This window comes from Massilia luteola (genome assembly GCF_034420155.1).
GTDB classification, from domain to species: Bacteria; Pseudomonadota; Gammaproteobacteria; order Burkholderiales; family Burkholderiaceae_D; genus Telluria; species Telluria luteola.
Map to the genome: position 1 here is coordinate 111,275 of NZ_JAXOFN010000016.1, position 24,040 is coordinate 135,314.

Genomic DNA, 24,040 nt, shown 5'->3' on the forward strand with positions numbered 1-24,040 from the left:
CATGCGTGACGAAAGCAAACCGGCCTGTCTCGAACAGCTCACCACCCGGCTGAGTGAGCGCACCGCCGTCATCGGCGTCATCGGCCTGGGCTACGTCGGCCTGCCGCTGACGCTGCGCTATGCCGAAGCCGGCTTCCGCGTGCTCGGCATCGACATCGACGGCGCCAAGGTCGAACGCCTCAACCACGGGGAAAGCTACATCAACCATATCGCCGCCGCCGACATCGTCCACGCGCGCGAGCGGGGCTTCGAAGCCACCACCGACTTCACCCGCGCCGGCGAACCGGATGCGCTGATCATCTGCGTGCCGACGCCCCTCAACGCCTACCGCGAACCGGACCTGTCCTTCGTCCTCGACACGACGGACGCCCTCGTGCCCTTCATGCGGCCGGGCCAGGTGCTGTCGCTGGAAAGCACGACCTATCCGGGCACCACCGACGAGGAGCTGAAGCCGCGGCTGGAAGCGCGCGGCTTCACGATCGGGCAGGACGTCTTCCTCGTGTTCTCGCCCGAGCGCGAAGACCCGGGCAACCCCGACTTCCATACCCGCACGATCCCGAAAGTGTGCGGCGGCGTCACGCCGGCCTGCCTGGAAGCCGGGGTCGCGCTGTACAGCCCGGCGATCGACCGCATCGTGCAGGTCAGCTCGACCCGCGCGGCCGAACTGACCAAGCTGCTGGAAAACATCCACCGCGCCGTCAACATCGGCCTCGTGAACGAGATGAAGATCATCGCCGACCGCATGCAGATCGACATCCACGAGGTGATCCGCGCCGCCGCCACGAAGCCCTTCGGCTTCACACCCTACTACCCCGGCCCCGGCCTGGGCGGGCACTGCATCCCGATCGACCCGTTCTACCTGACGTGGAAGGCACGCGAATACGGCCTGCACACGCGCTTCATCGAACTCGCCGGCGAGATCAACAGCGACATGCCGCACTGGGTCGTCGGCAAGCTCACCGACGCGCTGAACCGGCGCGGCAAGGCCGTGATGGGCAGCCGCGTGCTGGTGCTGGGCATCGCCTACAAGAAGGACGTCGAGGACATGCGCGAATCGCCGTCGGTCGAACTGATGGAAATCCTGCGCGAGAAGGGCGCCGTGGTCGACTACGCCGATCCGCACGTGACCGTGTTCCCGCGCATGCGCGAGCACCACTTCGACCTCAGGAGCGTCGAGCTGACGCCGCAGCGGATCGCCTCCTACGACGTCGTGCTGGTGGCCACCGCGCACAGCGCCTTCGACTACGAACTGGTGCGCCAGTACGCCGGCCTGATCGTCGATACGCGCGGGGTCTATACGTCCCCGTTGCCGAACCTCGTCAAAGCCTGAGGAGCCGCCATGCGCCAGTATCCCGCTCCCATCACGGACCGCAAGATCCGCTTCGCCCTCGTCGGATGCGGCCGCATCGCCGCCAATCACTTCGAGGCGCTGCGCCAGCATCAGGACCGTGCAGAACTGGTCGGCATCTGCGACGTCGATCCGCGCGCCCTGGACCGCGCCGTCGGCGCCACCGGCGCGTCCGCGTACACGAACCTGGAGACGATGCTGCGCGATTGCGCGGCCGACGCCTTCGTCGTCACGACGCCGTCCGGCCTGCATCCCGAACAGGCGATCCGCATCGCCCGGGCCGGCCGCCACGTGATCACGGAAAAGCCGATGGCCACGCGCTGGGAGGACGGCAAGCGCATGGTGACGGCGGCCGACGCGGCCGGCGTGCGCCTGTTCGTCGTCAAGCAGAACCGCCGCAACGCCACGCTGCAGCTGCTCAAGCGCGCCGTCGACAAGAAGCGCTTCGGCCGCATCTACATGATCAACCTGAACGTGTTCTGGACGCGTCCCCCCGAATACTACCGGAGCGCCAGCTGGCGCGGCACATGGGAATTCGACGGCGGCGCCTTCATGAACCAGGCCAGCCATTACGTCGACCTGATCGACTGGATCGTCGGCCCCGTCGAGAGCCTGCAGGCCTACACGGCCACGCTGGCGCGCGACATCGAAGTCGAGGACACGGGCGTGCTCAGCCTGCGGTGGCGGAACGGCGCGCTCGGCTCCATGAACGTCACGATGCTCACCTACCCGCGCAACCTGGAAGGCTCGATCACCGTGCTGGGCGAGCACGGGACGGTGCGCATCGGCGGCGTCGCCGTCAACGACATCCAGCAGTGGGAATTCGCCACGCCCGACCCGGACGACGCGCTCGTGACGGAGGCCAGCTACCAGACGACGTCCGTGTACGGTTTCGGCCATCCGCTGTACTACGACAACGTGATCCGCGTGCTGCGCGGCGAGGCCGAGCCGGAAACGGACGGCCGCGAAGGCCTCAAGTCGCTGGAAGTGCTCGTGGCCGCCTACATGTCCGCACGCGACGGCAAACGCGTCGCCCTGCCCCTGGAGTACTGACATGAACCTCAACGAAACCCAGGCCGTCCATGCCAGCGCCATCGTCGACGCGGGCGCCGTCCTCGGACCGGGCACGCGCGTGTGGCACTTCAGCCACGTGTGCGGCGGCGCCCGCATCGGCGCCGACTGCTCGCTCGGCCAGAACGTCTTCGTCGGCAACGACGTCGTGATCGGAAACGGCGTCAAGATCCAGAACAACGTGTCCGTGTACGACGCCGTCACGCTCGAGGACGAGGTGTTCTGCGGCCCCAGCATGGTGTTCACGAATGTCTACAACCCGCGCGCCGGCATTGTGCGCAAGGACCAGTACCGCCGCACCGTGGTGAAGCGCGGCGCCAGCATCGGCGCCAACGCCACCATCGTCTGCGGCGTGACGGTCGGCCGCTTCGCCTTCGTGGGCGCCGGCGCCGTCGTCAAGCGCTCCGTGCCCGACTTCGCCATGATGGCCGGCGTCCCGGCGCACCAGATCGGCTGGATCAGCCGCTTCGGCGAACGCCTCGCGCTGCCGCTGTCCGGCAACGGCGAAGCGGCATGCCCGCACACGGGCGACGTCTACCTGCTGCGCGACGGGACCTGCATCCTGCTCCCGGCGTCCCCGCAACCGTGATCGCCCAGGCCACCATGGAATTCATCGACCTCAAGTCCCAGTACCAGGCATCGCGCGACCTGATCAACGCGCGCATCCAGGCGGTCCTCGACCACGGCCAATACATCATGGGGCCGGAAGTCGCCGAACTCGAGGAACGCCTGGCCGCGTACACCGGCGCACGCCATTGCGTCACGGTCGCCTCGGGCACCGAAGCACTGCTGATCGCCCTGATGGCGCTCGGCATCCGGTCCGGCGACGAAATCGTCACGACGCCGTTCACGTTCATCGCCACGGCCGAAGTGATCGTGCTGCTGGGTGCCGTCCCGGTGTTCGTGGACGTGGATGCGCGCACCGGCAACCTCGATCCGGCCCTCGTCGAGGCGCGCATCGGTGCGCGCACGCGGGCCATCATGCCCGTCGCGCTGTACGGCCAGCCCGCCGACATGGACGAGATCAATGCCCTCGCGGCGCGCCACGGCCTGCCCGTGATCGAGGATGCCGCGCAGAGCTTCGGCGCCGACTACCGCGGCCGCAAGAGCTGCAACCTGTCCACGATCGCCGGCACGAGCTTTTTCCCGAGCAAGCCGCTCGGCTGCTACGGCGACGGCGGCGCGCTGTTCACGAGCGACGACGACCTGGCCCGCGCCATGCGCGACATCCGCGTGCACGGCCAGAGCCGGCGCTATGTCCATACCCGGATCGGCGTCGGCGGCCGCATGGACACGCTGCAGTGCGCCGTCGTGCTGGCCAAGCTCGGCCTGTTCGACTGGGAACTCGGGCAGCGCCGCCGCGCCGCGGCCACGTACGACGCGCTGCTGGACGGCAAAGTCGACCTCCTCGGCCGCGGCACCGACCGGTCCAGCGCATTCGCCCAGTACACGGTGCTGGTCGAGCGCCGCCACGACGTCCAGCGCGCCCTGCAGGAAGCCGGCATCCCGACGGCGGTCCACTATCCGGTGCCGATCCACATGCAGCCGGCGTATGCGCACCTGAGCGGAGGCGCGACGTGCCCGGTGGCGCGCGCCCTGGCCGACAGGGTCATGAGCCTGCCGATGGGCCCCTACCTGCCTGACGAAGACATCCGGCGCGTGTGCGCGGCCCTGCTCGAGGCTGTCGATATTTCGGCAACGGCGGCCATGTCCATATGAGCCTGCCCGGTTTCTGGAGACACGTGGCAACGGTCCTGGGCGGCGCACTCGGCGCCCAGGCCCTGCCCTTGCTGGCTGCACCGCTGATCACGCGCATGTGCACGCCCAGCGAGATGGGCGCCTTCGCGGTGTGGCTCGGCGTCGTCGCCGTGTCCGCCATCGCCGCCACCCTGCGTCTCGAAACCGCCATGATCCTCGACGACGAGCCGGCGCAGCAGCGGGTCTGCTTTTCCGTCGTGTTCTATTCGGCCAGCACGACCGCCCTGCTCGTCTCGCTGTGCGCGCTGCTCGCCCATGCGCTCGGGCTGCCCGCGCTGGGCGACCAGTCATGGGGCGCGCTGCTCCTCGTCGGCGTCGGGACCTGGCTCACCGCCTATACCCAGACGACGCTGGCCTACGCGACGTCGCACAAGGCCTTCGGCAAGGCCGCGCGCGCCAAGGTCTGGGGCGCCGCCACCATCGCGCTCACCCAGCTGCTCCTGCTGGCCGCCGGCGCCGGCGAAGCGGGCCTGCTGATCGGCCAGCTGATCGGCCTCGCGGCCGGCCTCGTCGCGGCGACCCTGCTGCTGCATCCGCCGCGTCCGCGTCTGGCATTGCGCCTGGACCGCGCCGCGCACGGCTACCTGCACCGGCACCAGAAATTCTGGCGCTTCTCGCTGCCCTCCAACCTGCTCAATGCGCTCGTCGGTCAGATGCCCCTGTTCCTGATCGGGATGCGCCACGGCGCCGTGGCGGCCGGCCTGTACGCGCTCACCCAGCGCGTGCTGGCCGCGCCCGTGTCGCTGCTGGCGGCCTCCGTGCTCGAAGTGTTCAAGCGCGAATCCGTGCAGGAGTTCCAGACGCTCGGCCATTGCAGCCACGCATACCGCTACACGTTCAAGGCCTTGTCGTTGCTGGGCGCCGGGCCGGCTCTGGCCCTGCTGCTGTTCTCGCCCGCGCTGTTCGAACAGGTGTTCGGCGCATCCTGGCGGCCCGCCGGCGAGCTGGCGCAGCTCCTCGCACCGCTGTGCTTCCTGAATTTCATCGCGAGCCCGCTCAGCTATGTGTTCTTCGTCACGGGCAAGCAGCAGGTCGACCTGCTGTGGCAGATCGCGCTGTTCTTCACGACGCTGGGCGCGTTCCTCATACCGGGGACGCTGCACGAGAACGTGCTGTGGTACGCGATCGGCTATTCGGTGCTCTACCTGGTGTATCTGCACATGTCATGGCAGATCTCGCAGAACCGCCTGGCGACGGCATGAAGACCTCGATATGAAGACCACCTACAGCGCCGGCACTTCCGCACGCGAACAGCTGCTGCTGAATTCCGCGTTCTTCCTGCTGTTCCCCGGCTTTTTCTACTACCACACCCTGCTGGGCACGGGCACGACGGGAGCCTTCCTGGGCGGCTATTTCTCGCCGGTGTCGCTGGTCTATATGCTGCCGCTGGCCGTGGCCTATTACAAGCGCCTGCGCCGCGATCCGCGCCGCCTGTCGTCGATCGACATGCATTACGGCCTGTTCAACGCCTACTTCATCGCAGTGATCGTCGTGAACGCGGCCGCCGGCGCCACCCCGGCCATCGTCGCGCACCACGTCGCCGGCATCCTGTTCATGGTGAACACGTTCTTCCTGTTCGCCCTCATCGACTTCGACCAGCGGCAGTTCCGCCTGATGGGCCTGGCCAGCCTCGCGGCCATGAGCGCGATCGTGTTCACGTTCTCCGTCAACGGCGTGTTCTTCCTGGGCGCCCTCGGCATCGCGAAGGATGCCGACGCCCTCGCCACCTACCAGGGTTTCTCGCGTTCCTACCTGATGACGATCCTGCCCGTCCTGGCGTACACGCGTTCGTTGCCGCTGCGCCTGATCCTGTACGCCAGCGGCGCCGCCACGCTGTTCGTCAACACGGCACGCAGCGAATTCGCGGCGCTGCTGTTCGCGATCCCGATCGTCGAATTTTATTTCTCGCGCCAGAAGCTGGTGTTCCTCGGCCTGGCTGTGGTCGCCACATGGCTGGTCTCCGCGCACATGGACGAGATCATCGCCGCGCTGCCCGACAACCGCATCCTCGAGCTGCTCGACCTGTCGCAATCGACGTCGGCCAACAAGCGCCATCACCTGACCGTGTATGCCGAACACACGATCTCCGCCCACCCGCTGCTGGGCGACTACGCCAGTTATACCCTCGGATATTACTCGCACAACGTGCTCTCGGCGTGGGTGGACCTGGGCCTGTTCGGCTTCGTCTATCTCCTCGCGCTCACGACGCTGCCGGCCGTGCCGATGTTCTTCAAGGAGTATCTTGCCGGCCGACGCCGGCCGGAATTCATCCACGGGTTCGCACTGGCCTGCGTCACCCTGCTGCTCCTGATTTCGTCCCACTACTTCACCGACATGCTGATCGGCGCCACGCTCGGCGCTTACTCGCAATACCGGTACGAGAGAAAACATGGCAAATATCGTCCACCTGACCTCAGCCCATCCGCGCTACGACACCCGGATCTTCATCAAGCAGTGCCGCAGCCTGAACGAACGGGGGCATGACGTCACGCTGGTGGTGGCCGACGGCCTGGGCGACGAAACCATCGACGGCGTGCGCATCGTCGACGTGGGCCGGCCCGCCGGCCGCCTCGACCGGATCTTGCGGGCGACGCGGCGCGTGCTGCGCGCGGCGCTGCGACTCGACGCGGATGTCTACCAGCTGCACGACCCCGAGCTGCTGCCGGCCGGCTTGCGCCTCAAGCGCAACGGCAAGCGGGTGATCTTCGATTCCCACGAAGACGTGCCGGCGCAGCTCCTCGCCAAACCCTATCTCGGCAGGGTCTCGCGGCTGACGCTGTCCCGCGCCTTCCGCCTCTACGAGGACTACGCATGCCGCCGTTTCGACGGCCTGATCGCCGCCACGCCATTCATTCGCGAACGCCTGGCGCGGCTGCATCCGCACACGGTCGACATCAACAATTATCCGCTGCTGCAGGAATTCGACGGGCCGTCCGACTGGGACCGCAAGGCGACCGAAGTCTGCTACGTCGGCAGCGTCTCGGCGATCCGCGGCATCCGTGAACTGGTGCGCGCCTGCGAACTGCTCCATTCGCCGGCGCGGCTGGCCCTCGTCGGCACGTTCTCCGAGCCCGCGCTGGAACGCGAGATCGCGCGCTTCCCGGGCTGGTCGCGCGTGCAGGCACACGGTCATCTCGACCGCATCGGCGTGCGCCAGGTCATGCAGCGCGCGATGGCCGGGCTGGTGACCTTGCATCCCGTCGTCAACTACCTCGATGCGCTGCCCGTCAAGATGTTCGAGTACATGGCCGCCGGCCTGCCGGTGATCGCCTCGCGCTTTCCACTGTGGCAGGACATCGTGGAGGGCAACCAGTGCGGCGTCTGCGTCGATCCGGGCAATCCCGCCGCGATCGCCGCGGCGATCGACCACTTCTGCCGCCATCCGCACATCGCGCGGCGCATGGGCGAAAACGGACGCCGCGCCGTCCACACCCGCTACAACTGGGGCAGCGAGGCCAACAAGCTCGCCGCGTTCTACGACGCGGTGCTGCCCGACGCCGCGGCCGCTTCCCGCGCGCGCCAAGGCGTGCACGCCGGCTGCCCGTAGTCGATGACACCCGCCCCTGAACGAACGCCCGCTTCCAACGACCATGTACCGCCGAGCCCACGTACCATGACGACCCTGCTGCACCACTTCGACACGCTGCGCCAGGTCCTGCGCCTGCCGCGGGCGGACCTCTGCTTCGACGCCCGGATCGACCCGGACGACATCGCGGCCACCTATCGCTATTACACGAAACGGCATCCGCGCTACAAACTCATCGGCAACAAGACGATCGGTGCCGCACTGATCGACCTTGCGCGCTATCCGGCCGCCGCGACCTACGTCGACGCCATCCAGGGCAAGAACCGGGGCGCGTGGCACGCCAGGCGGGCCCGCGCGCGCGGCTACGTCTGCACGGAGATCGAACGCAACGATCATGTCGACGCTATCCACGCCATCAACACGTCGCTCGACACGCGCCAGGGGCGGCCGATGGACGGCAAATACCTGGACAAGGTCGCGCGCTACGAGCGCCAGCCCCATTTCGACTATTACGGCATCCTGAACGACGAAGGCCGGCTCGTCGCCTACGCGAACATCGGACGCTACGGCAATTTCAGCGCCTTCTCGCAACTGATCGGCCTGCGCAACAACGACGGCGTCATGCACCTGCTCGTCGTCGACATCATCGCGCGCCTCATCGAACGCCAGCGCGTGCGCTACGTCATGTACGACACGTTCTTCGGTGCGCAGTCCGGGCTGCGGCACTTCAAGCGCATCGTCGGCTTCGAACCCTATCGCGTGAAGTACAGCCTGCGATGAAAACGCTGCTCAACCGGCTCTACTCGGACTACCTGATGCCGTCGCGCCTGCCCGAGTACGAAGCGCTGCTCGTCCGGGCCGGCCAACGCGGCTACCGGCAGCTGTCCGTGCGCGATTTCCACCACGCGGTCGCCCAGGAGGCGGCGCTGCCGACCCGCGTGCTGGTGCACCGCCACGACATCGACAGCGACCTGCGCACGGCGCGCAAGATGTTCGCGCTCGAAACGAAACATGGCGTGCGGGCCAGCTATTACTTCCGCCTCAGTACGCTGGACTATGGCTTCATGCGCGCCATCGAGGCGGCGGGCAGCGAGGCCAGCTACCACTACGAGGAAGTCGCGACGTATGCCAAGCGCCACCGCATGCGCCGCGGCGATGAGGTGCGCGCCCGCTTCCCCGAGATCCGCGAACTGTTCGTGCGCAATTTCATGCGTATCGGCGAACACCTGGGTACGCCGATGACGACGGTCGCCAGCCATGGCGACTTCGCCAACCGCCGCTTGAAGGTGATCAACCACGAACTGCTGAGCGACCCGGGACTGCGCCGGCGCTGCGGCATCGAATGCGAATCCTACGACGCCGACCTGCTGCGCCACTTCGACGTGTACATCAGCGACCGCCCGCATCCCGTGTATTACGACCCGCTGTCACCGTTCGACGCGCTGGGCCGCCACGAGCGCGTCTGTTTTCTCACCCATCCCGTGCAATGGGAAACGAACTGGCTCGAGAACACCCGCTGCAACGTGGTGCGCCTGGCCGAGGAAGTGGTGTGGCACACATGAACATCCTCCTTATCAACCATTACGCGGGATCGGTGCGCCACGGCATGGAGTACCGGCCCTACTATCTCGCGCGGGAGTGGGTACGCGCGGGGCACAAGGTGACGATCGTCGCCGCGTCGGCATCGCATGTGCGCACGCAGGCGCCGCAGATGGGGCGGCGCGCCCGCCTGGACGAAAATATCGACGGCATCGACTACGTCTGGCTGGCGGCGCCGTCGTATCGCGGCAACGGTGCGGCGCGCGTGCGCAATATGGCCGCGTTCCTGTGGCGCCTGGGCGCGGCGGGCGAACAGCTGGCGCGCACCGTCCGGCCGGACGCGGTGATCGCGTCCAGCACCTATCCGCTCGACATCTGGCCGGCCGCCCGGATCGCACGCCGCGCCGGGGCCCGCCTGCTGTTCGAGGTGCACGACCTGTGGCCGCTGTCGCCCATGGAGCTGGGCGGCTATTCGCGCCGCCATCCCCTCATCAAGCTGCTGCAGGCGGCGGAAGACTTCGCGTGCCGCCGCGCCGACGCCATCGTCTCGATCCTGCCCAAGGTGCGCCCGCACCTGGAGGCGCACGGCATGGCGCCGCACAAGCTGCATCTCGTGCCGAACGGTGTCGACCCGGACGAATGGCGGGTCGATCCGGCACCCTTGCCGGCCCGGCTCGACATCGTCCTCGACGGGCTCCGCCAACAGGGCCGGTTCGTCGTCGGCTATGCCGGCACGCACGGCGTCGCGAACGCGCTGGAGACGCTGCTCGCCGCCGCGCACCGCCTGCGTGGCCATCCCGTCGCCTTCGTCCTGGTCGGGTCCGGCCCCGAAAAACCGGCGCTGGAACGGCGTGCCGCCGAACTGGGCCTGGACAGCGTGCACTTCTTCGACCCGATCCCGAAGTCCCAGGTGCCGGCCCTGCTGCAGCACTTCGACGCCGCCTACATCGGCTGGCGCCGCCAGGCCCTGTACCGCTTCGGCATCTCGCCCAACAAGCTGATCGACTACATGATGGCAGGCCGTCCCATCGTCCATGCCGTCGAGGCGGGCAACGATCCCGTCATGGAAGCCGGCTGCGGATTGACGGTCGCGCCGGACGACCCGCAGGCCATCGCCGACGCCGTGCTCGCCATGCAGGCGCTCGACGCCCCCACGCGCGATGCGCTCGGCCGGCGCGGGCGCGCCCATGCGCTGGCCAACCACACCTATGCCGTCCTCGGACAACGCTTTTTAACCGCACTCGCTGGAGACAGCCGCCATGCCTGAAGACCTGACCCAAGCTACCGCCGCGCCTTTCCTGCCGTTCGCCCTGCCCGACATCGACGAGGCGGAAATCGACGCCGTCGTCGCCTGCCTGCGCTCCGGCTGGGTCACGACGGGCCCGGCCACCCGCCAATTCGAGCAGGATTTCAACACCTACCTGGGCGGCGGCCTGCAGGCGATTGCCGTGAACTCGGCCACCGCCGGCCTGCACCTGGCGCTGGAAAGCCTGGGCATCGGCCCGGGCGACGACGTCATCGTGCCCACGCTGACGTTCACGGCCACCGCCGAGGTCGTGCGCTACCTGGGCGCGCGACCCGTCTTCGTCGACGTCGAACCGGACCGGATGACGCTGTCGGTGGATGCCGTCGAAGCGGCGCTCACGCCGCATACGCGCGCCATCGTCCCCGTCCACTATGCCGGGCTGGCCTGCGACATGGACGCCCTGCTGGCGCTGGCGCGGCGCCGCGGGCTGCGCGTCGTCGAGGACGCCGCGCACGCCTTCCCGACCCGCTACAAGGGCCGGCTGATCGGGACGCTCGACAGCGACATCACCGTCTTCAGCTTTTACGCGAACAAGACGATGACGACGGGCGAAGGCGGCATGGTCGTCACGCGCGACCCCGGACTCGCGCAGCGCGTGCGCGTGATGCGCCTGCACGGCATCAGCCAGGACGCGTTCGACCGCTACGTGTCGCACAAGCCGGCCTGGTATTACGAAGTCGTCGCGGCCGGCTTCAAGTACAACCTGACCGACATCGCGTCGGCCATCGGCATCCAGCAGCTGCGCAAGATCGACCGCTTCGCGGCGCGCCGCGCCTGCCTGGCACAGCGCTACCACGACGCCCTCGCGGGCCTGCCGCTGCGGCTGCCCGCCCTGCCGGACAGCGCCAGCACGCACGCCTGGCATTTGTACGTGGTACGCCTGACTCCTGAGGCACGGCTCGGGCGCGACGCGTTGATAGCCGAGCTCGCCCACCGCGGCATCGGCACCAGCGTGCACTTCATCCCGCTGCACCGCCAGCCCTTCTGGCGCGATGCCTACGATCTGTCGCCCGCCCGCTTCCCCGTGGCCGAAGCGTGCTACCACGGCATGCTCACCCTGCCGCTGTACACGAAGATGAGCGACGCCGACCAGGACCGCGTCATCGGGCACCTGGCCGAGCTGCTGGCATGAGCAAGCGCCTGTTCGACGTGGTGGCGGCCGGTTGCGGCCTGATCCTGCTGGCGCCGGTGCTGCTCGCGCTCGCGCTGTGGATCCGGCTCGACTCGCCCGGACCGGCGCTGTTCCGCCAACGCCGCGTAGGACGGTACGGCCGCCCCTTCGCCATCTATAAATTCCGCACCATGGCCGACCGTCGCGACGAGGGCCGCCAGCTGACGGTCGGCCTGGATCCGCGCATCACCCGCGCCGGCCGCTTCCTGCGGCGCACGAAGCTGGACGAGCTGCCGCAGCTGCTGAACGTGCTGGAGGGCACGATGAGCCTCGTCGGGCCGCGTCCGGAAGTGCCGCGCTACGTCGACCACTATCCGCCCGCGGTGCGCGAGACCGTCCTTTCGGTGGCGCCGGGCATCACGGACCTCGCGGCCATCCTGTACAAGGAAGAAAACGACATCCTCGGCCAGGCGCAGGATCCCGAACGCGCTTATATCGAGACGATCCTGCCCGTCAAGCTCGAGTATTACCAGCGCTATGCGCGCGAGCGGTCGTTCTGGCTCGATGTGCGCATCATCTTCCGGACGCTGGCCGCGATCCTCAGCTGACGAGCCGGATACCGCCATGCTCTGGTCCAAGCTGTTCCATCTGGGCGACCTGTCCCTCACGCTCCCGGCCGGCAGCGCGATCGCCGGCTGGCTCCTCGCGGCCCGGGCCTGGCGTGCAGCCCTCGGCTGGAGTGTCGTGTTCGGCCTGGCGCTGGCGCTCGTCGCCGCGACCAAGGTCGCCTTCATGGGCTGGGAAACGGGCCTGCCGGCGCTCGGCTACAAGGCCGTCAGTGGCCACGCCGCGGGCTTCACCGCAGCCTTCCCGACGCTGTGCTGGCTGCTGGCGCAGCGCTGCGCGCCGCCGTTGCGCCTTCGTGCCGCGCTGCTTGCGCTCGGCCTCGGCATGGCGGTCGCCGCGGCCCTCGTCCACGCCGGCGAACACACGCCCATCGAAGCCATCGCCGGCTGGATCGTCGGGCTGGCAGCCTTCCTCAGCACCGTCCACCTGGCGGGCGACGCGCCCGCGCCTCCGCCGGGCCGCGCGATATCCTGCGCCGCGCTCGCATTCGGCGCGACGGCCTGGGCGCTTCATTCGATTTCCGTAGGTTACTGGATGATCCGGCTCGCGCTGGCCCTGTCCGGCAATTCCTATCCCTACCCTTGGGACAACTGCAGCTAGCGTCCCAAGACTTTTTATCAGGAGGCACCATGTCCGCCACGCATATTCCAGCGATCCATTGGCAGCGAAAGTGTCAGCTCGACAGCACAACCGGCTGTTCCCTGCTGATTTCCCTGATGCGTGGCCTGGCAGCGCTGCAGGTCGCGGCCGCGCACCTGCGCGCCGAAATGTTCCCCGGACTGCGCGACGTTGCCAGTCCACCCGTCTATTACCAACTGCTGGCCTTCGGCACCGGCTTTGCGCACCAGGCGGTCGTCGTCTTCTTCCTGATCAGCGGCTGGCTGGTCGGCGGCAGCCTGCTCAACAAGCTGGAGCGCGCGAACACATCGACCGGCACCACGGCGGACGGCGCCTCGCCCTGGCGGGCTTATGCGATCGATCGCCTGACCCGCTTGTGGACGGTCCTGATCCCTGCCCTGTGCCTGATGCTGCTCGTCGGCGTACTGACGAATGTCGTCGATCCGGCACGCGCCGACTTTTCCGCCGCCAATGAATACTCGGCCGCGGCATTTGCCGGCAACCTGGTCGGCCTGCAAACGGTGGACGTCGACAATTTCGGGGGCAATTACGCCCTGTGGAGCCTGGCCAACGAGACCTGGTACTACATCCAGTTTCCGCTGCTGCTGATCATGTTCACGAGCCGCAACCGGATGCGCCAGGGCGGCGCCGCGGCCGTGCTTCTGCTGCTGGGTGCCTCGCTACCCCTGTCCATCACCCTGTATTTCGCGCTTTGGCTGCTGGGCGCCGCGTTTTCGCGCATCCGCATCGATTGCCGCACCGACACGCGCGCGACCCTGGCCGCCATCGTCGTAGCCAGTTCGATTTACTTCCGCGTACGCGGCCACAATGACGATCTCAACACCGTTTCGTTCCTCCAGGATCTCGTGTACAGCCTGCCCTTGCTGGTCTTGCTGTCCACGCTGCATGCGCCCGTCGCCGCAATGTCGTCCCCGATGCGGATCGTCGCACGGATCGCGCACACCCTGTCCGAGTTTTCGTTCACGCTGTATGTGACCCACATCCCCGTCATCAAATTGCTGCGGTATGCCGGCCAGACAACGTTCGGGCGCGATCGCCTCGCCCCCGACGCGCCGCTGGAATACGCCGTCTATGCGGGCATGCTCTTGACCTTGGTGGTCGCGGCATGGCTGTCGTATCGGCTGTTCGAATCCCATACGTTCCGCGTGCGCCGTGCGGTCAAGCATGTCCTGCAGCCGCATCCGCGGCGCGCGCCGATGGCATCCTCGTCGATGAAGTGACACGCCGATGAAGTGACACGCTGAATCAGCGCCCGCCGCGATCGTACCGGCTGGGCAAGCATCCGCCTCGACTTGTGCCGGCCCTTGATCGGCATGCCCACCGTACCGTAGCTCAGGGCTGCGATGTGCTAACGGGGGAAGCTTCGCCCGACGCGATGTCGGTGCATCCGCGCCGGTATGGCGATGCCGGCGTGCGCGACGCGAGGAGGTTCAGCGGACGTATTCTCCGCCGCTTCGCCCGGCCCATGCGCCCGGCGAACGTATCGCGAAGGCACCGAGGCAGACGCGGCGCTTCCATTCATCCGGCGGCGAAGCCGATCTGCCCTGTCGCCGTGAATTTGGCATAGGCGCCGTACGCCCCCAGGCGCGGCGCCATGTCGTTGAACAGGACGCCCTGGGGTGAGATCCCCGCGTGGTTCAGGCGCTTGATCGATTCGTTGATCTCGGACTCGTTCGTACGCCCGGAGCGGGCCACGATGAAGACGGCGCCGGCGTGGGCGCCGATGATCAGGGCGTCGGCGACGTCGAGCAGCGGCGGCGGGTCGAGCAGAACGAGGTCGTAGTGGGCCGCGACCTGTTGCAGCAGGCCGCCGAAATTCAGGTGCAACAGGAACTCGGAGCGGTTCGGCGGCAGTTCGCCCGTCGGGATGAAGTCGAGATTTTCGACGACGTCGTGGTGGATCACCTCGTCGATCGACGACTGACCCAGGATGGCGCGCGAAAGGCCCCGATCGCGGCTCATGCCGAAATAGCGGTGGAGTTGCCCGTTGCGCAGGTCGCAGTCGAGCAGCAGCACGCGCTTGCCGCTCGCCGCCATCACGGCGGCGAAGTTCGCGGACACGAACGACTTGCCCAGGCCCCGCGTGGGTCCGGCGAACATCACGATGTTGCTCCGGAAGTGAGGCATGGAAAACTGCAGCGCGGCGCGGAAGCTACGCAAGCTTTCGATGGCGGCGTCTTCGGGAATGATCTGGGCCAGCAGCGGCAGCACGCCGCCGTCGCTCCTCGCCTTGCGCATCAGCTTGTCCTGATTATTGCTGTGCGGGATCGTCGCATAGACGACGCGTGCGCGCAGCAAGCGCTCGATGGCTTGCGGATCGTCGATCCCGCCCACCATGGCCTTGCGCGTAAACGCGATCAAGGTGCCGAGGAACAGGCCGGTGACGACGGCCAGCGCCACGATCAGCGGACGGTTCGGCTTGATCGGCTTTTCGGGTGCGATCGGCGCATCGACCATGCGCACATTGCTGACTCGTCCGACGGAGATCAGGCGCAGCTGCTGCGCCGTGTTCGACAGGGCCGTGTAGAGATCGGTGTTGACCTTGATATCGCGCGTCAGGCGCGTTTCATCCTGTTCGAGCACGGGCAAGTCCTTGATGCGGGCGTTGACCTGATCGATCTCCGTGTCGACTTCCCTGAGCTGGCGGTTGATCGCGGCAACGATCGGGTGGTCTTCCGTGAAGCGCGCCATCAGCTCCGTCTTTTTCTGGATGAGGTCCATGCGCCGCCCCCGGGCCGCGGCGGCCTGGGCCAGGCTCATGCGGGCTTCTTCCTGCAGGTCGACTGTGTTGTGGGCGTTGCGGAACTGGTTGTAGCGGTCTTCCGCCTGCTCCAGCTGGCGCTTGAGGATGGGCAGTTGCTGATTGAGGAACGCCAGCGACTTTTCCGCTTCCTCGGTCTTGCGCGCGAGGTTTTGCCGCATGTACTCGCGCCCGATCTCGCTCAGCACGGCATATGTGCGGCGCGCATTCTCGCCCTGCAGCTTGACCTCGATGATGCCCGACTGCTTGCCCTGCTCGGTGATCACCAGCGCGTTCTGGATCGCCTCGATCATCGCAAAGCGCGACATGCGGCGCAGGCGAAACCGGCCGCCGGGGTTCGCGGACAGGCGGTCGACCTTCAGCTCGATCAGTCCCTCCGGCGTCGGCACGCGGTAGCGCAGTCCGACTTCGCCTTCGAACACGATACGCTGGCCGCCGCCGGAAAACCGGTAGCGGTCCTGGCCGAGCGCCGTCAGCGTGAACTCGCGCCCCAGCCAGGCAGCCGGCACCTCGAACAGCGACACCTCGGCCCTTTCGCTGCCCCAGACATAACCGCCGTAGCCGAACAGGCCCGGCATCGACAAGGCGTTGCCGTTCTGGTTGGCGAACCAGAAGCCGGCGATGGGGAAGTACTTGGGCCGCACGTCGATGTACAACTGCAGGTTGTCGACCGCGCGCGACACGACCATGCGCGAACGCAGCAGCTCCATCTCGGCGATCGCCGCCTTCTTGGTTTCGAACAGCGAGGACGCTTCGGAGAGGATGTTCTTCGACGCGTTCGGGCTCTCCTCCTCGACGTGGATCATCAGGTTCGCCTCGAACACGGGCTTGGCGACGAGCGCATACAGCACGGCCACCAGGGTGATGAAGGCCGTGATGCCGCCGATCAGCCAGCGGCTGTCGTACAGCGTGTTCAGGTAACCCTTGAGATCGAACGCAGGATCCTCGCGCCGCGCGTCGACGGCGCGCGGATCGAACGGCACGCTGATGATCGGCGGACGGGGAACGAGGGGCGACAGGGCGTGCGACTCACCAGTGGTACTCATGACATTGCTCCGTAGATCGGCATATGCGGGCGCATGGCGAATCAGGGCCTGTTGGCTGCATTCACCGCCGAAGTCAGCGCGCCCGGGAACAGGAGGCTCAGGTTGCGGTTCCAGTTGGCCAACGGCGTCGCGGCCACGTACACGATGTCCTTGGGCTGCAGTTCGAAGGCTTCGGCCATCGCCAGCGATCCGGCCACCCGTGCGTCGAGCTGGAACACACGCGTGCGTTGCGGCGTCTTGCGCACCACGTAGACCTGGCGCGCGTCGCCGCTCAGCGGACTGATGCCGCCGCTCTCTCCCAGCGCTTCGTTGAGTGTCAGCCGGCCGTCGTGCATGGTCAGTGCCCTGGGCGTGACGACCTCGCCCGAGACGAACACCTTGCTTTCGTCGCGCGAATGGACGCGCACCACATCGCCCGGCGCGAGCATGACCAGGCCCGGGTTGATGTTCTTCTGGACCAGATCGCGCAGGTTGATGGCGTAATGCGTCTTGTCGCGCTCCAGCTCGATGCGGCTCTGGTCGGCCGTCGGCAGCAGGCCGCCCGCGCGGTTGATCGCTTCGACGAGCGTCATCGGAATGTCGTTGATGGCCTGCAGGCCGGGCGACTTGACCTCGCCGTCGATGTACACGCGCTTGCTGCGGTAGGCCTGCACGCGCAGCGTCACGTTCGGATTGGCGAGGTATTTGGCGAGGCGCGTCGTCAGCAGCGCGCGCGCTTGTTCCTCGGTGAGGCCCTGGACGGTCAACAGGCCGGCCAGGGGGAACTGGATGCGGCCCTGGTGATCGACGACGAAACCCTGCGGCGCCGCATTCGCGTTCGCGGCCGCGGCCGCGGTCAGGGCGGGATCGGCGTTGGCCGCCGTGACGAGACCACCGGTCAGCTCGGGGTGATCCCATACGACGACGGCCAAAATGTCGCCGCTGCCGATCGCATAGGGCGGCGGGTTCGGCACCAACAGGCGGTCGAGGTCTTCGTTGGCCCGGACCTGATGCTGCTGGCGTTCCGCCGAGATCAGCCGTTCGGTGATCATCTCCGTGGGCGGCGTGGGCTCGTCCGCGCCCGCGTGATCCTGCGAGCGGAAGTGGATGGTCGACGCGCAGCCGGCGAGCAGGCCGGCGTACAACCATGGCAGGGCCAGGGCGGAAAGCGACGCCACGGCCGATCTTAGAAATTGCGTAATGGAAGCATGCATGTGTTGCCTGTCGAAATGAGCTGCCAACCTCTGGCAATCAAAGGTCAGGGTAAGCCGCTCAACCGACTGGACTTTGGCGCACGTCAAGCACCACGCATAGGTCAACCGCGGGCGCGGACGGCCGTCAGCGCATCTCTTCCAGCAGCCGCAGGATGCCGGCGAAGCGCCACACGCGCCGCAGTTCGATCACATCGTAGTTCGCCGCGACGTTCGGCGGAAACGCCGAGTAGCGCGCGTTCAGGCGCACGACGCGGCGCACGAAGTCGTCGATGTCCGCACGGCCGCTCGAGCGCAGGATGATCACGTCCTCGACGCTGCCGTCGCTGCGGATCGCCACGCTGACGATGGGGTCGGTACGCACCACATCGGCCGACAGCTGGGCTTCGCTCAGGACCGCGTTGCGCTCGAGCTTCTGGCGCACGCTGTCGATGTACATGCGCAGCGGAATGTCGTGACGCGCGGCCTCCGAGCGCGCGCGCCGCACCGTGCGCGCCGCATCCTCGGCCGGCCGCACGGCCTGCGGCACGGGTTTCAATATATCGATGCCACGCATCAGCTCGCGCGCACGCGAGGCCAGGTCGCTGCCCAGTGCGGCGCGCGGGAGCGTGCCGTTGCCCCGCCCCGCCCCGTCGCCGGCGCCGCCGTCCGCTCCGGCGCGCGCCGGACCGGACGCAGGCGTCGCGGCCGGGCCACCGGCGTCGGCCAGGTCGCGTGCGCGTTCACGGCGCGCCTGCTCCTGCGCGAGCCGGGCGTTTTCTTCCGCTTGCCGCGCACGCTCCTGGCGCAACCGTTCGTCCGCGAGCTGGCGTGCGCGTTCCTGTTCCGCCAATTGCTGGCGGGCGGCCTCCTGCGCGCGCTGCTGATCGGCCAACTGCTGCGCACGCTCCTGCTCGGCCTGCTGCGTGCGCTGCTGCTCTGCCAACTGTTGCGCCCGTTCCTGTTCGGCCTGCTGCATGCGCTGCTGCTCCGCCAACTGTTGCGCCCGCTCCTGTTCGGCCTGCTGCATGCGCTGCTGCTCCGCCAACTGTTGGGCGCGCTCCTGCTCGGCCTGCTGCGTGCGCTGCTGTTCCGCCAACTGTTGCGCCCGTTCCTGATCGGCCTGCTGCGTCCGCTGCTGCTCCGCCAACTGTTGCGCCCGGTCCTGCCCGGCCTGCTCGATGCGGCGCCGCTCGGCCAGCTGTTGCGTACGCTCCAGTGCCGCCTGCTCGGCGCGTTGCTGTTCGGCCAGGCGGCGTGCTTCCTCCTGTCGTGCGCGGGCCTGCGCTTCTTCGGCCGCGTGCTGGTCGGCCAGCGCCGCTTCGTATTGCGCGGACTGGTCGGCAAGTCGCTGCCGCTGCCGCTCGGCCTCGGCACGCAGCCTGTCCTCGACTTCGGTGCGCAGGCGGACCTCGTCCGCTTCGCGCCGGCGCTCCCGTTCGCGCTCGCGTTCGTCGGCCAGCCGGGCGCGCTCGGCCCGAGCCGTGTCCTCGGACTGCGCATCGTCCACCGCGGGCTTGTCGGTCTCGGCCGTCGGTTCGGTGCGAGCCAGCGGGTCCGGCGTCGGATCGGGTTCCACGGCCGGCAGTGGCACGTCGAATGTATTGTCCTGATGCGTTTCCTGCGCGATCACGCGCGCGTGCAAGCCGTCGGCCAGGCGCGTCTCAGGCGGTTTGCGGCGGCGCTTTGCGACCCGCCGCGGCGGGGGCGCGGGTGCGGGCGCCGGCGCCGTGGGCGGTGGCGCCGGCGCGGCCGGATCGACCAGTCTGAAACCGCGCCGTGGCGCGTCCGGCTGCATCTGCGGCAAAGGCGGTGGCGCTGGCATCGGCGATGGCATCGCCGATGTCGTCGGCACGGCTTGCGGTGCCGGTGCCGCTGCGACCGGTGCAGGTACGGCCGCAACCGGTGCCGGCGGAAGTACGGGCGGCGCCGGTTGCGGCACGGCGGCGACAGGTGCAGGCGTCAACCGGATCGCGATCGGCCCGCCCGGCCCGGGCCGCAGTCCGGGAATGCCGAACTGCAAGGACAATACGAGGCCGTGCAGCAGCAGGGAGACCAGCACGCCCATCGCCAGCCGGCGCGCGGATGCGTCCAGGGTCGAGGCGGATCGTACCGCGGTGGCGTTGGGCATGCGGGTCGTGTGGGTCGGGACCAAATACGGAATGTTGCCTGATTGATAGCACAGCTTACACGCGACAGTAAAGGGGGCGCGCACAAATGGGGCGCGCACGGTTCGGAACGCTGTTTGTAATCCCGGCTACAATGATTTCGACCGGTCAGCAGCCAGGGGTTCGCATGTCGCCAGGATTTATTTTCGCTACAGGTATCGAAAACAGCATTCCGACGATCGATAACGGTCGGGTACGAATGGACGAGATGGAGAAGTGCGGCCATTACACGCATTGGCGCACGGACTTCGATCTGGTGCAGGAGCTCGGACTGAAAGTCCTGCGCTACGGACCGCCGCTGCACAAGACCTGGCTCGGTCCCAAGCGGTATGACTGGGAATTCGCGGACTTGTCGCTCAACGACCTGCGCCAGCGTAACATCGCGTCGATCATCGACCTGTGCCACTTCGGCGTGCCGGACTGGATCGGAAACTTCCAGAACCCCGATTTTCCCGAATTGTTCGCCGATTATGCGGGCACGTTCGCGCGGCGCTATCCCTGGCTGCAGTTGTATACGCCGATCAACGAGATGTCGATCTGCGCCCTCTTTTCCGCCTTGTACGGCTGGTGGAACGAGCAGATGACGACGGACCGCGCCTACGTCACCGCGACAAAAAATCTCGTCAAGGCGAATATCCTCGCCATGCATGCGATCCTGCAGGTGCGGCCGGATGCCTTGTTCATCCAGAGCGAATCGACCGAATACTTTCATGCCGAAAGCCCATCCGCCATCGGCCCCGCCGAGTTGTACAACGCGCGGCGCTTCCTGTCCCTGGACCTGAATTACGGCCGTCGCGTGGATTCGGAAATGTATGAATACATGATGGACAACGGGATGACACGCGAGGAGTATCACTTTTTCCTGAATAATAATCTGAAGCACCACTGCATCATGGGCAACGATTATTACCAGACCAACGAGCATTACGTGTCCGCGGACGGATTGACGCGCGCGGCGGGCGAAATCTTCGGCTATGCCGTCATCACGCACCAGTACTACAACCGATACCGCCTGCCCGTGATGCACACCGAGACGAATCTGTGCGAAGGACCGCGCGGCGACGAGGCGGTGCACTGGTTGCGCAAGGAATGGGCCAACGTCCTGCGCGTACGCAACAATGGCGTGCCGCTCGTCGGCTTTACATGGTATTCGCTGACGGACCAGGTCGACTGGGATACGGCCTTGCGCGAGAACAACGGCAACGTCAACGCGCTGGGCTTGTTCGACCTCGACCGCAAGATCCGGCCCGTGGGCATCGCCTACAAGGAACTCGTGCGTGCCTGGATGGAAGTGTTGCCGACGCAGAGCGTCTGCCTGCAGGTGCCGATCGTGATGCCGCACGAATTCCAGCGCCACGTGCCGCCGCCCAGCGGCTGGCCGTTCGACGAGAACGCGACCATGGCACCGCGCACCGAAGAGCGCGAATAAGCGCCAGCTGGCAGACGTTCGACGCTGATCAGCGCCGTACCGTTTTGAGTACACGGACGCTGGTGATCACGGGAAGACCGTCTCGCCGGAGCACGTATGCAGGCCATATATCCAAGCAATTGCGCATTTGATACCCGTAGCCCTCGCTTCGGCGGACGAATTCGTCGGCAATGCCGGTGAACGGATTCCAACGCGGCTATCGACGATTACTTCACGGAAGATTTATCGGCTAAGCCAGCAATCAATAGATCGTTGAACGGCTATCGAGCGAGGCCGGAGCCGATATTAAATCGGACCAAAAACCATTCCGGTTTTTACGAAAAATACCCTCCTCGGTAGCCTCAGGGGACTGGCGCACTTTTCCAGCCACTCAATCGCGACATTCCGCATTCCTCGATTACATCAATACAAATTCCGATCGGGTCCGAGTTCAGTGTCGACGCGTAACCTGTTCACCGATGACCTTCGGCATTCGCCTTATCGAGCAATAGCTCATGGTGCCGCCTGCGATGATACCTGCAATGCATTTAAACGCCGGGTACAAATAATTCACCGGAGTGGCGGATCACCGGTGACAGGCCAATTGTTAAAAAATATTTCGGCATCGAGCCCAGGCACATGATTCTCACGCCAGTTCCACACGCTGGCGGAACAAGCCTGTCCAGGGCAAGGCATCGCTGGTTCGTACACGCGGCTCGCTGACCTCGGTGATGCGGCGTCCGCTACGCGCAACTGTAATTGAGCTGTAATGAATCTCGCCTCAGACGCACGAATCGCCTGCACAAGAAAAAAGTCCAGATCATTTCACCGCACTCATTGATACTGATCAAATTGGGCATCCTCAAAGTTATCGTACAAACAATATCTAGAAAACCAGCATTACCGACCCCGTGCGTTTCGGTGTTTCGTATTTATAGCACCAACAATCAAACCGCGCCGACAAGCGAGAATATTTCTTTCGATAATAGAAAGATTAAATATCTAGAAACATAAATACCTCAAAGAAAATAATCTCTCAGGCTAAATAAATATTTTACGAATTGTGAAACTTGGAGAGTTTTTTTAGGGGTGTATCAGACATAATATTGATGCCGGTTCGCCGGCGAATCACATGATATAAAGGGAACAAACTCAGGAGCATGAATTGGATGAGTATCGAGGCCCGCAAAACGGAGCGACGACGCTATGACAAGCACCTACGGCATCGCCATCCTCCTTCGGGACGCATTTCCATATCTCGAACGTCGGTACGGTATCACGACGCGGAATATCAAAAGGCCGCATCATTTCTCCGACTGCACTCCGCATGCACGACTTCGCAGTTGCCGCCATCTCGTGACAACACTATTTAACGCGACTACGGCGGCGTACCTCGATTCCGTAAATGCCACGTAAGAAAGCGCTGATTTATTCACTTGCTGAAATATGAGCTCATATAAATCAACGAGTTGCACGGCGTTCGACGGTGAAAATCCGATTACATCAGCACTTCCATAAGATTGCTGCAGCCGTGTTCTAAATATGACCACCCTTTGACAGGGAATGAGATGACATGACCAAAACATCAGCTAATCAACTCGCCTTGATAAACACCTTCGTCCAGATCGTCTCCGCGGGCAGTTTTTCCCGTGCCGCGCAACAGCTCAACACCAGCCAGCCGACGGTCAGCCGCCAACTCCGCATGCTGGAGGCACATCTGGGCATCAAATTACTGAACCGCAACACGCGCGGCATCAGCCTTTCCGAAGCGGGCCGCCGCTATTACGAATATTCCCGCATCATGTCCGAGGATCTGGACAGATTCGAAAGCGAATTGCGGGGCGAAACCGACCTGCCCTGCGGCTTGCTGCGGGTTGTCGTCCCAAGTGGTTTTGGTCAATCCCGGCTGATCGAAGTCGCTGCCCAGTATTTGAAGGCGAACCCGGCTATCCGTCTGGAATGGAAGATAAGCGACTCGCCGGCCCGGTTTGTCGATGATGCCGTCGATTGCGCGATCCAGGTCGACACAATAAAAGACGAATTGATCGTTGCCCGTAAATTGGGCGAGGTGAACAAGATCATCGTCGCCGCACCCGCGCTCCTGTCGCGCTACGGCAGTATCTGCAAGCCCGAGGACTTGTCCAGATTGCCGTGGGTGACGCTGCCCAGCCATCACTGCGGTTCGATCCAGCTGCGGGATCAGTGGGGCAATTCCCGCAAACTGGATATTTCGCCAAGTTTCATGGCGGATAGCGTGCCGGTTGTCCGTCAGGCGGTGTTGCAGAAAATAGGCGCGGCCCTGATCTCGATCTGCGCGGTCGCCGAGGACATCGCGGCAGGCACGCTGGTGCAGGTGCTTCCCGATTGGTCCGGCTTACCGGTATCTATTTATCTTACCTATCCCAAATCGCAGCACTATCCGCTCAAGTTCCGCAAATTCGTCGATCTGATCAAATCGCTGCCGCCGCAGTTTTTCAGTCCCGTGGAGTCGGTGCCTGTCACGCCTCGCCTGGCTGGCGCGGCAAATCAGCCGCTGCATCGACCCGCCGCCTGACCCTGCCCG

19 protein-coding genes are annotated in these 24,040 nt (G+C 65.8%); 16 read left to right on the plus strand and 3 right to left on the minus strand.

Annotated features, from left to right (window positions below; all coding sequences use genetic code 11):
• Position 1: 1 nt before the first annotated feature.
• From U9J41_RS17205 to U9J41_RS17270, 14 genes are all read left to right on the plus strand, one after another.
• Positions 2 to 1,330 (plus strand): nucleotide sugar dehydrogenase, encoded by a 1,329-nt coding sequence (locus U9J41_RS17205; RefSeq protein ID WP_322403395.1) that lies wholly within the window; start codon positions 2 to 4, stop codon positions 1,328 to 1,330.
• A gap of 9 nt (positions 1,331 to 1,339) precedes the next feature.
• The gene (locus tag U9J41_RS17210) at positions 1,340 to 2,401 is read left to right on the plus strand and encodes a Gfo/Idh/MocA family protein (RefSeq protein ID WP_322403396.1); all 1,062 of its coding nucleotides are present in this window, start codon (positions 1,340 to 1,342) and stop codon (positions 2,399 to 2,401) included.
• Position 2,402: 1 nt separating this feature from the next.
• Positions 2,403 to 3,008, plus strand: coding sequence for an N-acetyltransferase (locus U9J41_RS17215; RefSeq protein WP_322403397.1), 606 nt, complete (start codon positions 2,403 to 2,405; stop codon positions 3,006 to 3,008).
• Positions 3,009 to 3,022: 14 nt separating this feature from the next.
• On the plus strand, positions 3,023 to 4,138 hold the full coding sequence (locus U9J41_RS17220) for a DegT/DnrJ/EryC1/StrS family aminotransferase (protein ID WP_322403398.1): 1,116 nt from the start codon (positions 3,023 to 3,025) through the stop codon (positions 4,136 to 4,138).
• Positions 4,139 to 4,161: 23 nt separating this feature from the next.
• On the plus strand, positions 4,162 to 5,379 hold the full coding sequence (locus tag U9J41_RS17225) for a lipopolysaccharide biosynthesis protein (protein WP_322403399.1): 1,218 nt from the start codon (positions 4,162 to 4,164) through the stop codon (positions 5,377 to 5,379).
• 10 nt (positions 5,380 to 5,389) lie between these two features.
• Entirely contained in the window at positions 5,390 to 6,661 is a 1,272-nt protein-coding gene (locus U9J41_RS17230) for a hypothetical protein (RefSeq protein WP_322403400.1), read from the plus strand.
• Positions 6,567 to 7,724 carry a glycosyltransferase family 4 protein gene (locus U9J41_RS17235; RefSeq protein ID WP_322403401.1) on the plus strand — a complete coding sequence of 386 codons (1,158 nt, stop codon included), beginning with the start codon at positions 6,567 to 6,569 and terminating at the stop codon, positions 7,722 to 7,724. Before U9J41_RS17230 ends, U9J41_RS17235 begins: the two co-directional genes overlap by 95 nt.
• Positions 7,725 to 7,790: 66 nt before the next feature.
• Positions 7,791 to 8,483 (plus strand): hypothetical protein, encoded by a 693-nt coding sequence (locus U9J41_RS17240; protein WP_322403402.1) that lies wholly within the window; start codon positions 7,791 to 7,793, stop codon positions 8,481 to 8,483.
• Positions 8,480 to 9,265, plus strand: a complete 786-nt coding sequence (locus U9J41_RS17245; RefSeq protein WP_322403403.1) for a polysaccharide deacetylase family protein — start codon at positions 8,480 to 8,482, stop codon at positions 9,263 to 9,265. The genes U9J41_RS17240 and U9J41_RS17245 overlap by 4 nt, the downstream gene beginning before the upstream one ends.
• Positions 9,262 to 10,509 carry a glycosyltransferase family 4 protein gene (locus tag U9J41_RS17250; RefSeq protein ID WP_322403404.1) on the plus strand — a complete coding sequence of 416 codons (1,248 nt, stop codon included), beginning with the start codon at positions 9,262 to 9,264 and terminating at the stop codon, positions 10,507 to 10,509. The genes U9J41_RS17245 and U9J41_RS17250 overlap by 4 nt, the downstream gene beginning before the upstream one ends.
• Entirely contained in the window at positions 10,502 to 11,680 is a 1,179-nt protein-coding gene (locus U9J41_RS17255) for a DegT/DnrJ/EryC1/StrS family aminotransferase (protein WP_322403405.1), read from the plus strand. Before U9J41_RS17250 ends, U9J41_RS17255 begins: the two co-directional genes overlap by 8 nt.
• A complete protein-coding gene (locus U9J41_RS17260) occupies positions 11,677 to 12,267 on the plus strand; it encodes a sugar transferase (RefSeq protein WP_322403406.1) in 591 nt (196 codons plus the stop codon). Before U9J41_RS17255 ends, U9J41_RS17260 begins: the two co-directional genes overlap by 4 nt.
• Positions 12,268 to 12,283: 16 nt before the next feature.
• Entirely contained in the window at positions 12,284 to 12,886 is a 603-nt protein-coding gene (locus U9J41_RS17265) for a phosphatase PAP2 family protein (protein WP_322403407.1), read from the plus strand.
• Positions 12,868 to 14,145: an acyltransferase family protein gene (locus U9J41_RS17270; RefSeq protein WP_322403408.1), complete on the plus strand. Its 1,278-nt coding sequence runs from the start codon at positions 12,868 to 12,870 to the stop codon at positions 14,143 to 14,145. The genes U9J41_RS17265 and U9J41_RS17270 overlap by 19 nt, the downstream gene beginning before the upstream one ends.
• Before the next feature lie 298 nt (positions 14,146 to 14,443).
• Here U9J41_RS17270 and U9J41_RS17275 read toward each other — a convergent pair whose 3' ends face one another.
• The 3 genes from U9J41_RS17275 to U9J41_RS17285 all read right to left on the minus strand — a co-directional run bounded on the left by U9J41_RS17275 (position 14,444) and on the right by U9J41_RS17285 (position 20,032).
• The gene (locus tag U9J41_RS17275; protein ID WP_322403409.1) at positions 14,444 to 16,732 is read right to left on the minus strand and encodes a polysaccharide biosynthesis tyrosine autokinase; all 2,289 of its coding nucleotides are present in this window, start codon (positions 16,730 to 16,732) and stop codon (positions 14,444 to 14,446) included.
• 41 nt (positions 16,733 to 16,773) lie between these two features.
• Entirely contained in the window at positions 16,774 to 17,889 is a 1,116-nt protein-coding gene (locus U9J41_RS17280) for a polysaccharide biosynthesis/export family protein (RefSeq protein WP_322403410.1), read from the minus strand.
• 160 nt (positions 17,890 to 18,049) lie between these two features.
• On the minus strand, positions 18,050 to 20,032 hold the full coding sequence (locus U9J41_RS17285) for a TonB C-terminal domain-containing protein (RefSeq protein WP_322403411.1): 1,983 nt from the start codon (positions 20,030 to 20,032) through the stop codon (positions 18,050 to 18,052).
• A 236-nt stretch (positions 20,033 to 20,268) separates the two neighbouring features.
• Between U9J41_RS17285 and U9J41_RS17290 the strand changes: the two genes are divergently transcribed.
• Positions 20,269 to 21,498, plus strand: coding sequence for a family 1 glycosylhydrolase (locus U9J41_RS17290; protein ID WP_229412488.1), 1,230 nt, complete (start codon positions 20,269 to 20,271; stop codon positions 21,496 to 21,498).
• A gap of 1,552 nt (positions 21,499 to 23,050) precedes the next feature.
• Positions 23,051 to 24,031, plus strand: coding sequence for a LysR family transcriptional regulator (locus U9J41_RS17295; protein WP_322403412.1), 981 nt, complete (start codon positions 23,051 to 23,053; stop codon positions 24,029 to 24,031).
• Positions 24,032 to 24,040 lie beyond the last annotated feature (9 nt).

Coding starts and splice junctions, on each gene's coding strand:
- U9J41_RS17295 (WP_322403412.1), top strand. CDS start 23,051: ATGACCAAAACATCAGCTAATCAACTCGCCTTGATAAACACCTTCGTC.
- U9J41_RS17275 (WP_322403409.1), bottom strand. CDS start 16,732: ATGAGTACCACTGGTGAGTCGCACGCCCTGTCGCCCCTCGTTCCCCGT.
- U9J41_RS17215 (WP_322403397.1), top strand. CDS start 2,403: ATGAACCTCAACGAAACCCAGGCCGTCCATGCCAGCGCCATCGTCGAC.
- U9J41_RS17210 (WP_322403396.1), top strand. CDS start 1,340: ATGCGCCAGTATCCCGCTCCCATCACGGACCGCAAGATCCGCTTCGCC.
- U9J41_RS17250 (WP_322403404.1), top strand. CDS start 9,262: ATGAACATCCTCCTTATCAACCATTACGCGGGATCGGTGCGCCACGGC.
- U9J41_RS17235 (WP_322403401.1), top strand. CDS start 6,567: ATGGCAAATATCGTCCACCTGACCTCAGCCCATCCGCGCTACGACACC.
- U9J41_RS17265 (WP_322403407.1), top strand. CDS start 12,284: ATGCTCTGGTCCAAGCTGTTCCATCTGGGCGACCTGTCCCTCACGCTC.
- U9J41_RS17245 (WP_322403403.1), top strand. CDS start 8,480: ATGAAAACGCTGCTCAACCGGCTCTACTCGGACTACCTGATGCCGTCG.
- U9J41_RS17240 (WP_322403402.1), top strand. CDS start 7,791: ATGACGACCCTGCTGCACCACTTCGACACGCTGCGCCAGGTCCTGCGC.
- U9J41_RS17260 (WP_322403406.1), top strand. CDS start 11,677: ATGAGCAAGCGCCTGTTCGACGTGGTGGCGGCCGGTTGCGGCCTGATC.
- U9J41_RS17230 (WP_322403400.1), top strand. CDS start 5,390: ATGAAGACCACCTACAGCGCCGGCACTTCCGCACGCGAACAGCTGCTG.
- U9J41_RS17205 (WP_322403395.1), top strand. CDS start 2: ATGCGTGACGAAAGCAAACCGGCCTGTCTCGAACAGCTCACCACCCGG.
- U9J41_RS17255 (WP_322403405.1), top strand. CDS start 10,502: ATGCCTGAAGACCTGACCCAAGCTACCGCCGCGCCTTTCCTGCCGTTC.
- U9J41_RS17290 (WP_229412488.1), top strand. CDS start 20,269: ATGGACGAGATGGAGAAGTGCGGCCATTACACGCATTGGCGCACGGAC.
- U9J41_RS17285 (WP_322403411.1), bottom strand. CDS start 20,032: ATGCCCAACGCCACCGCGGTACGATCCGCCTCGACCCTGGACGCATCC.
- U9J41_RS17220 (WP_322403398.1), top strand. CDS start 3,023: ATGGAATTCATCGACCTCAAGTCCCAGTACCAGGCATCGCGCGACCTG.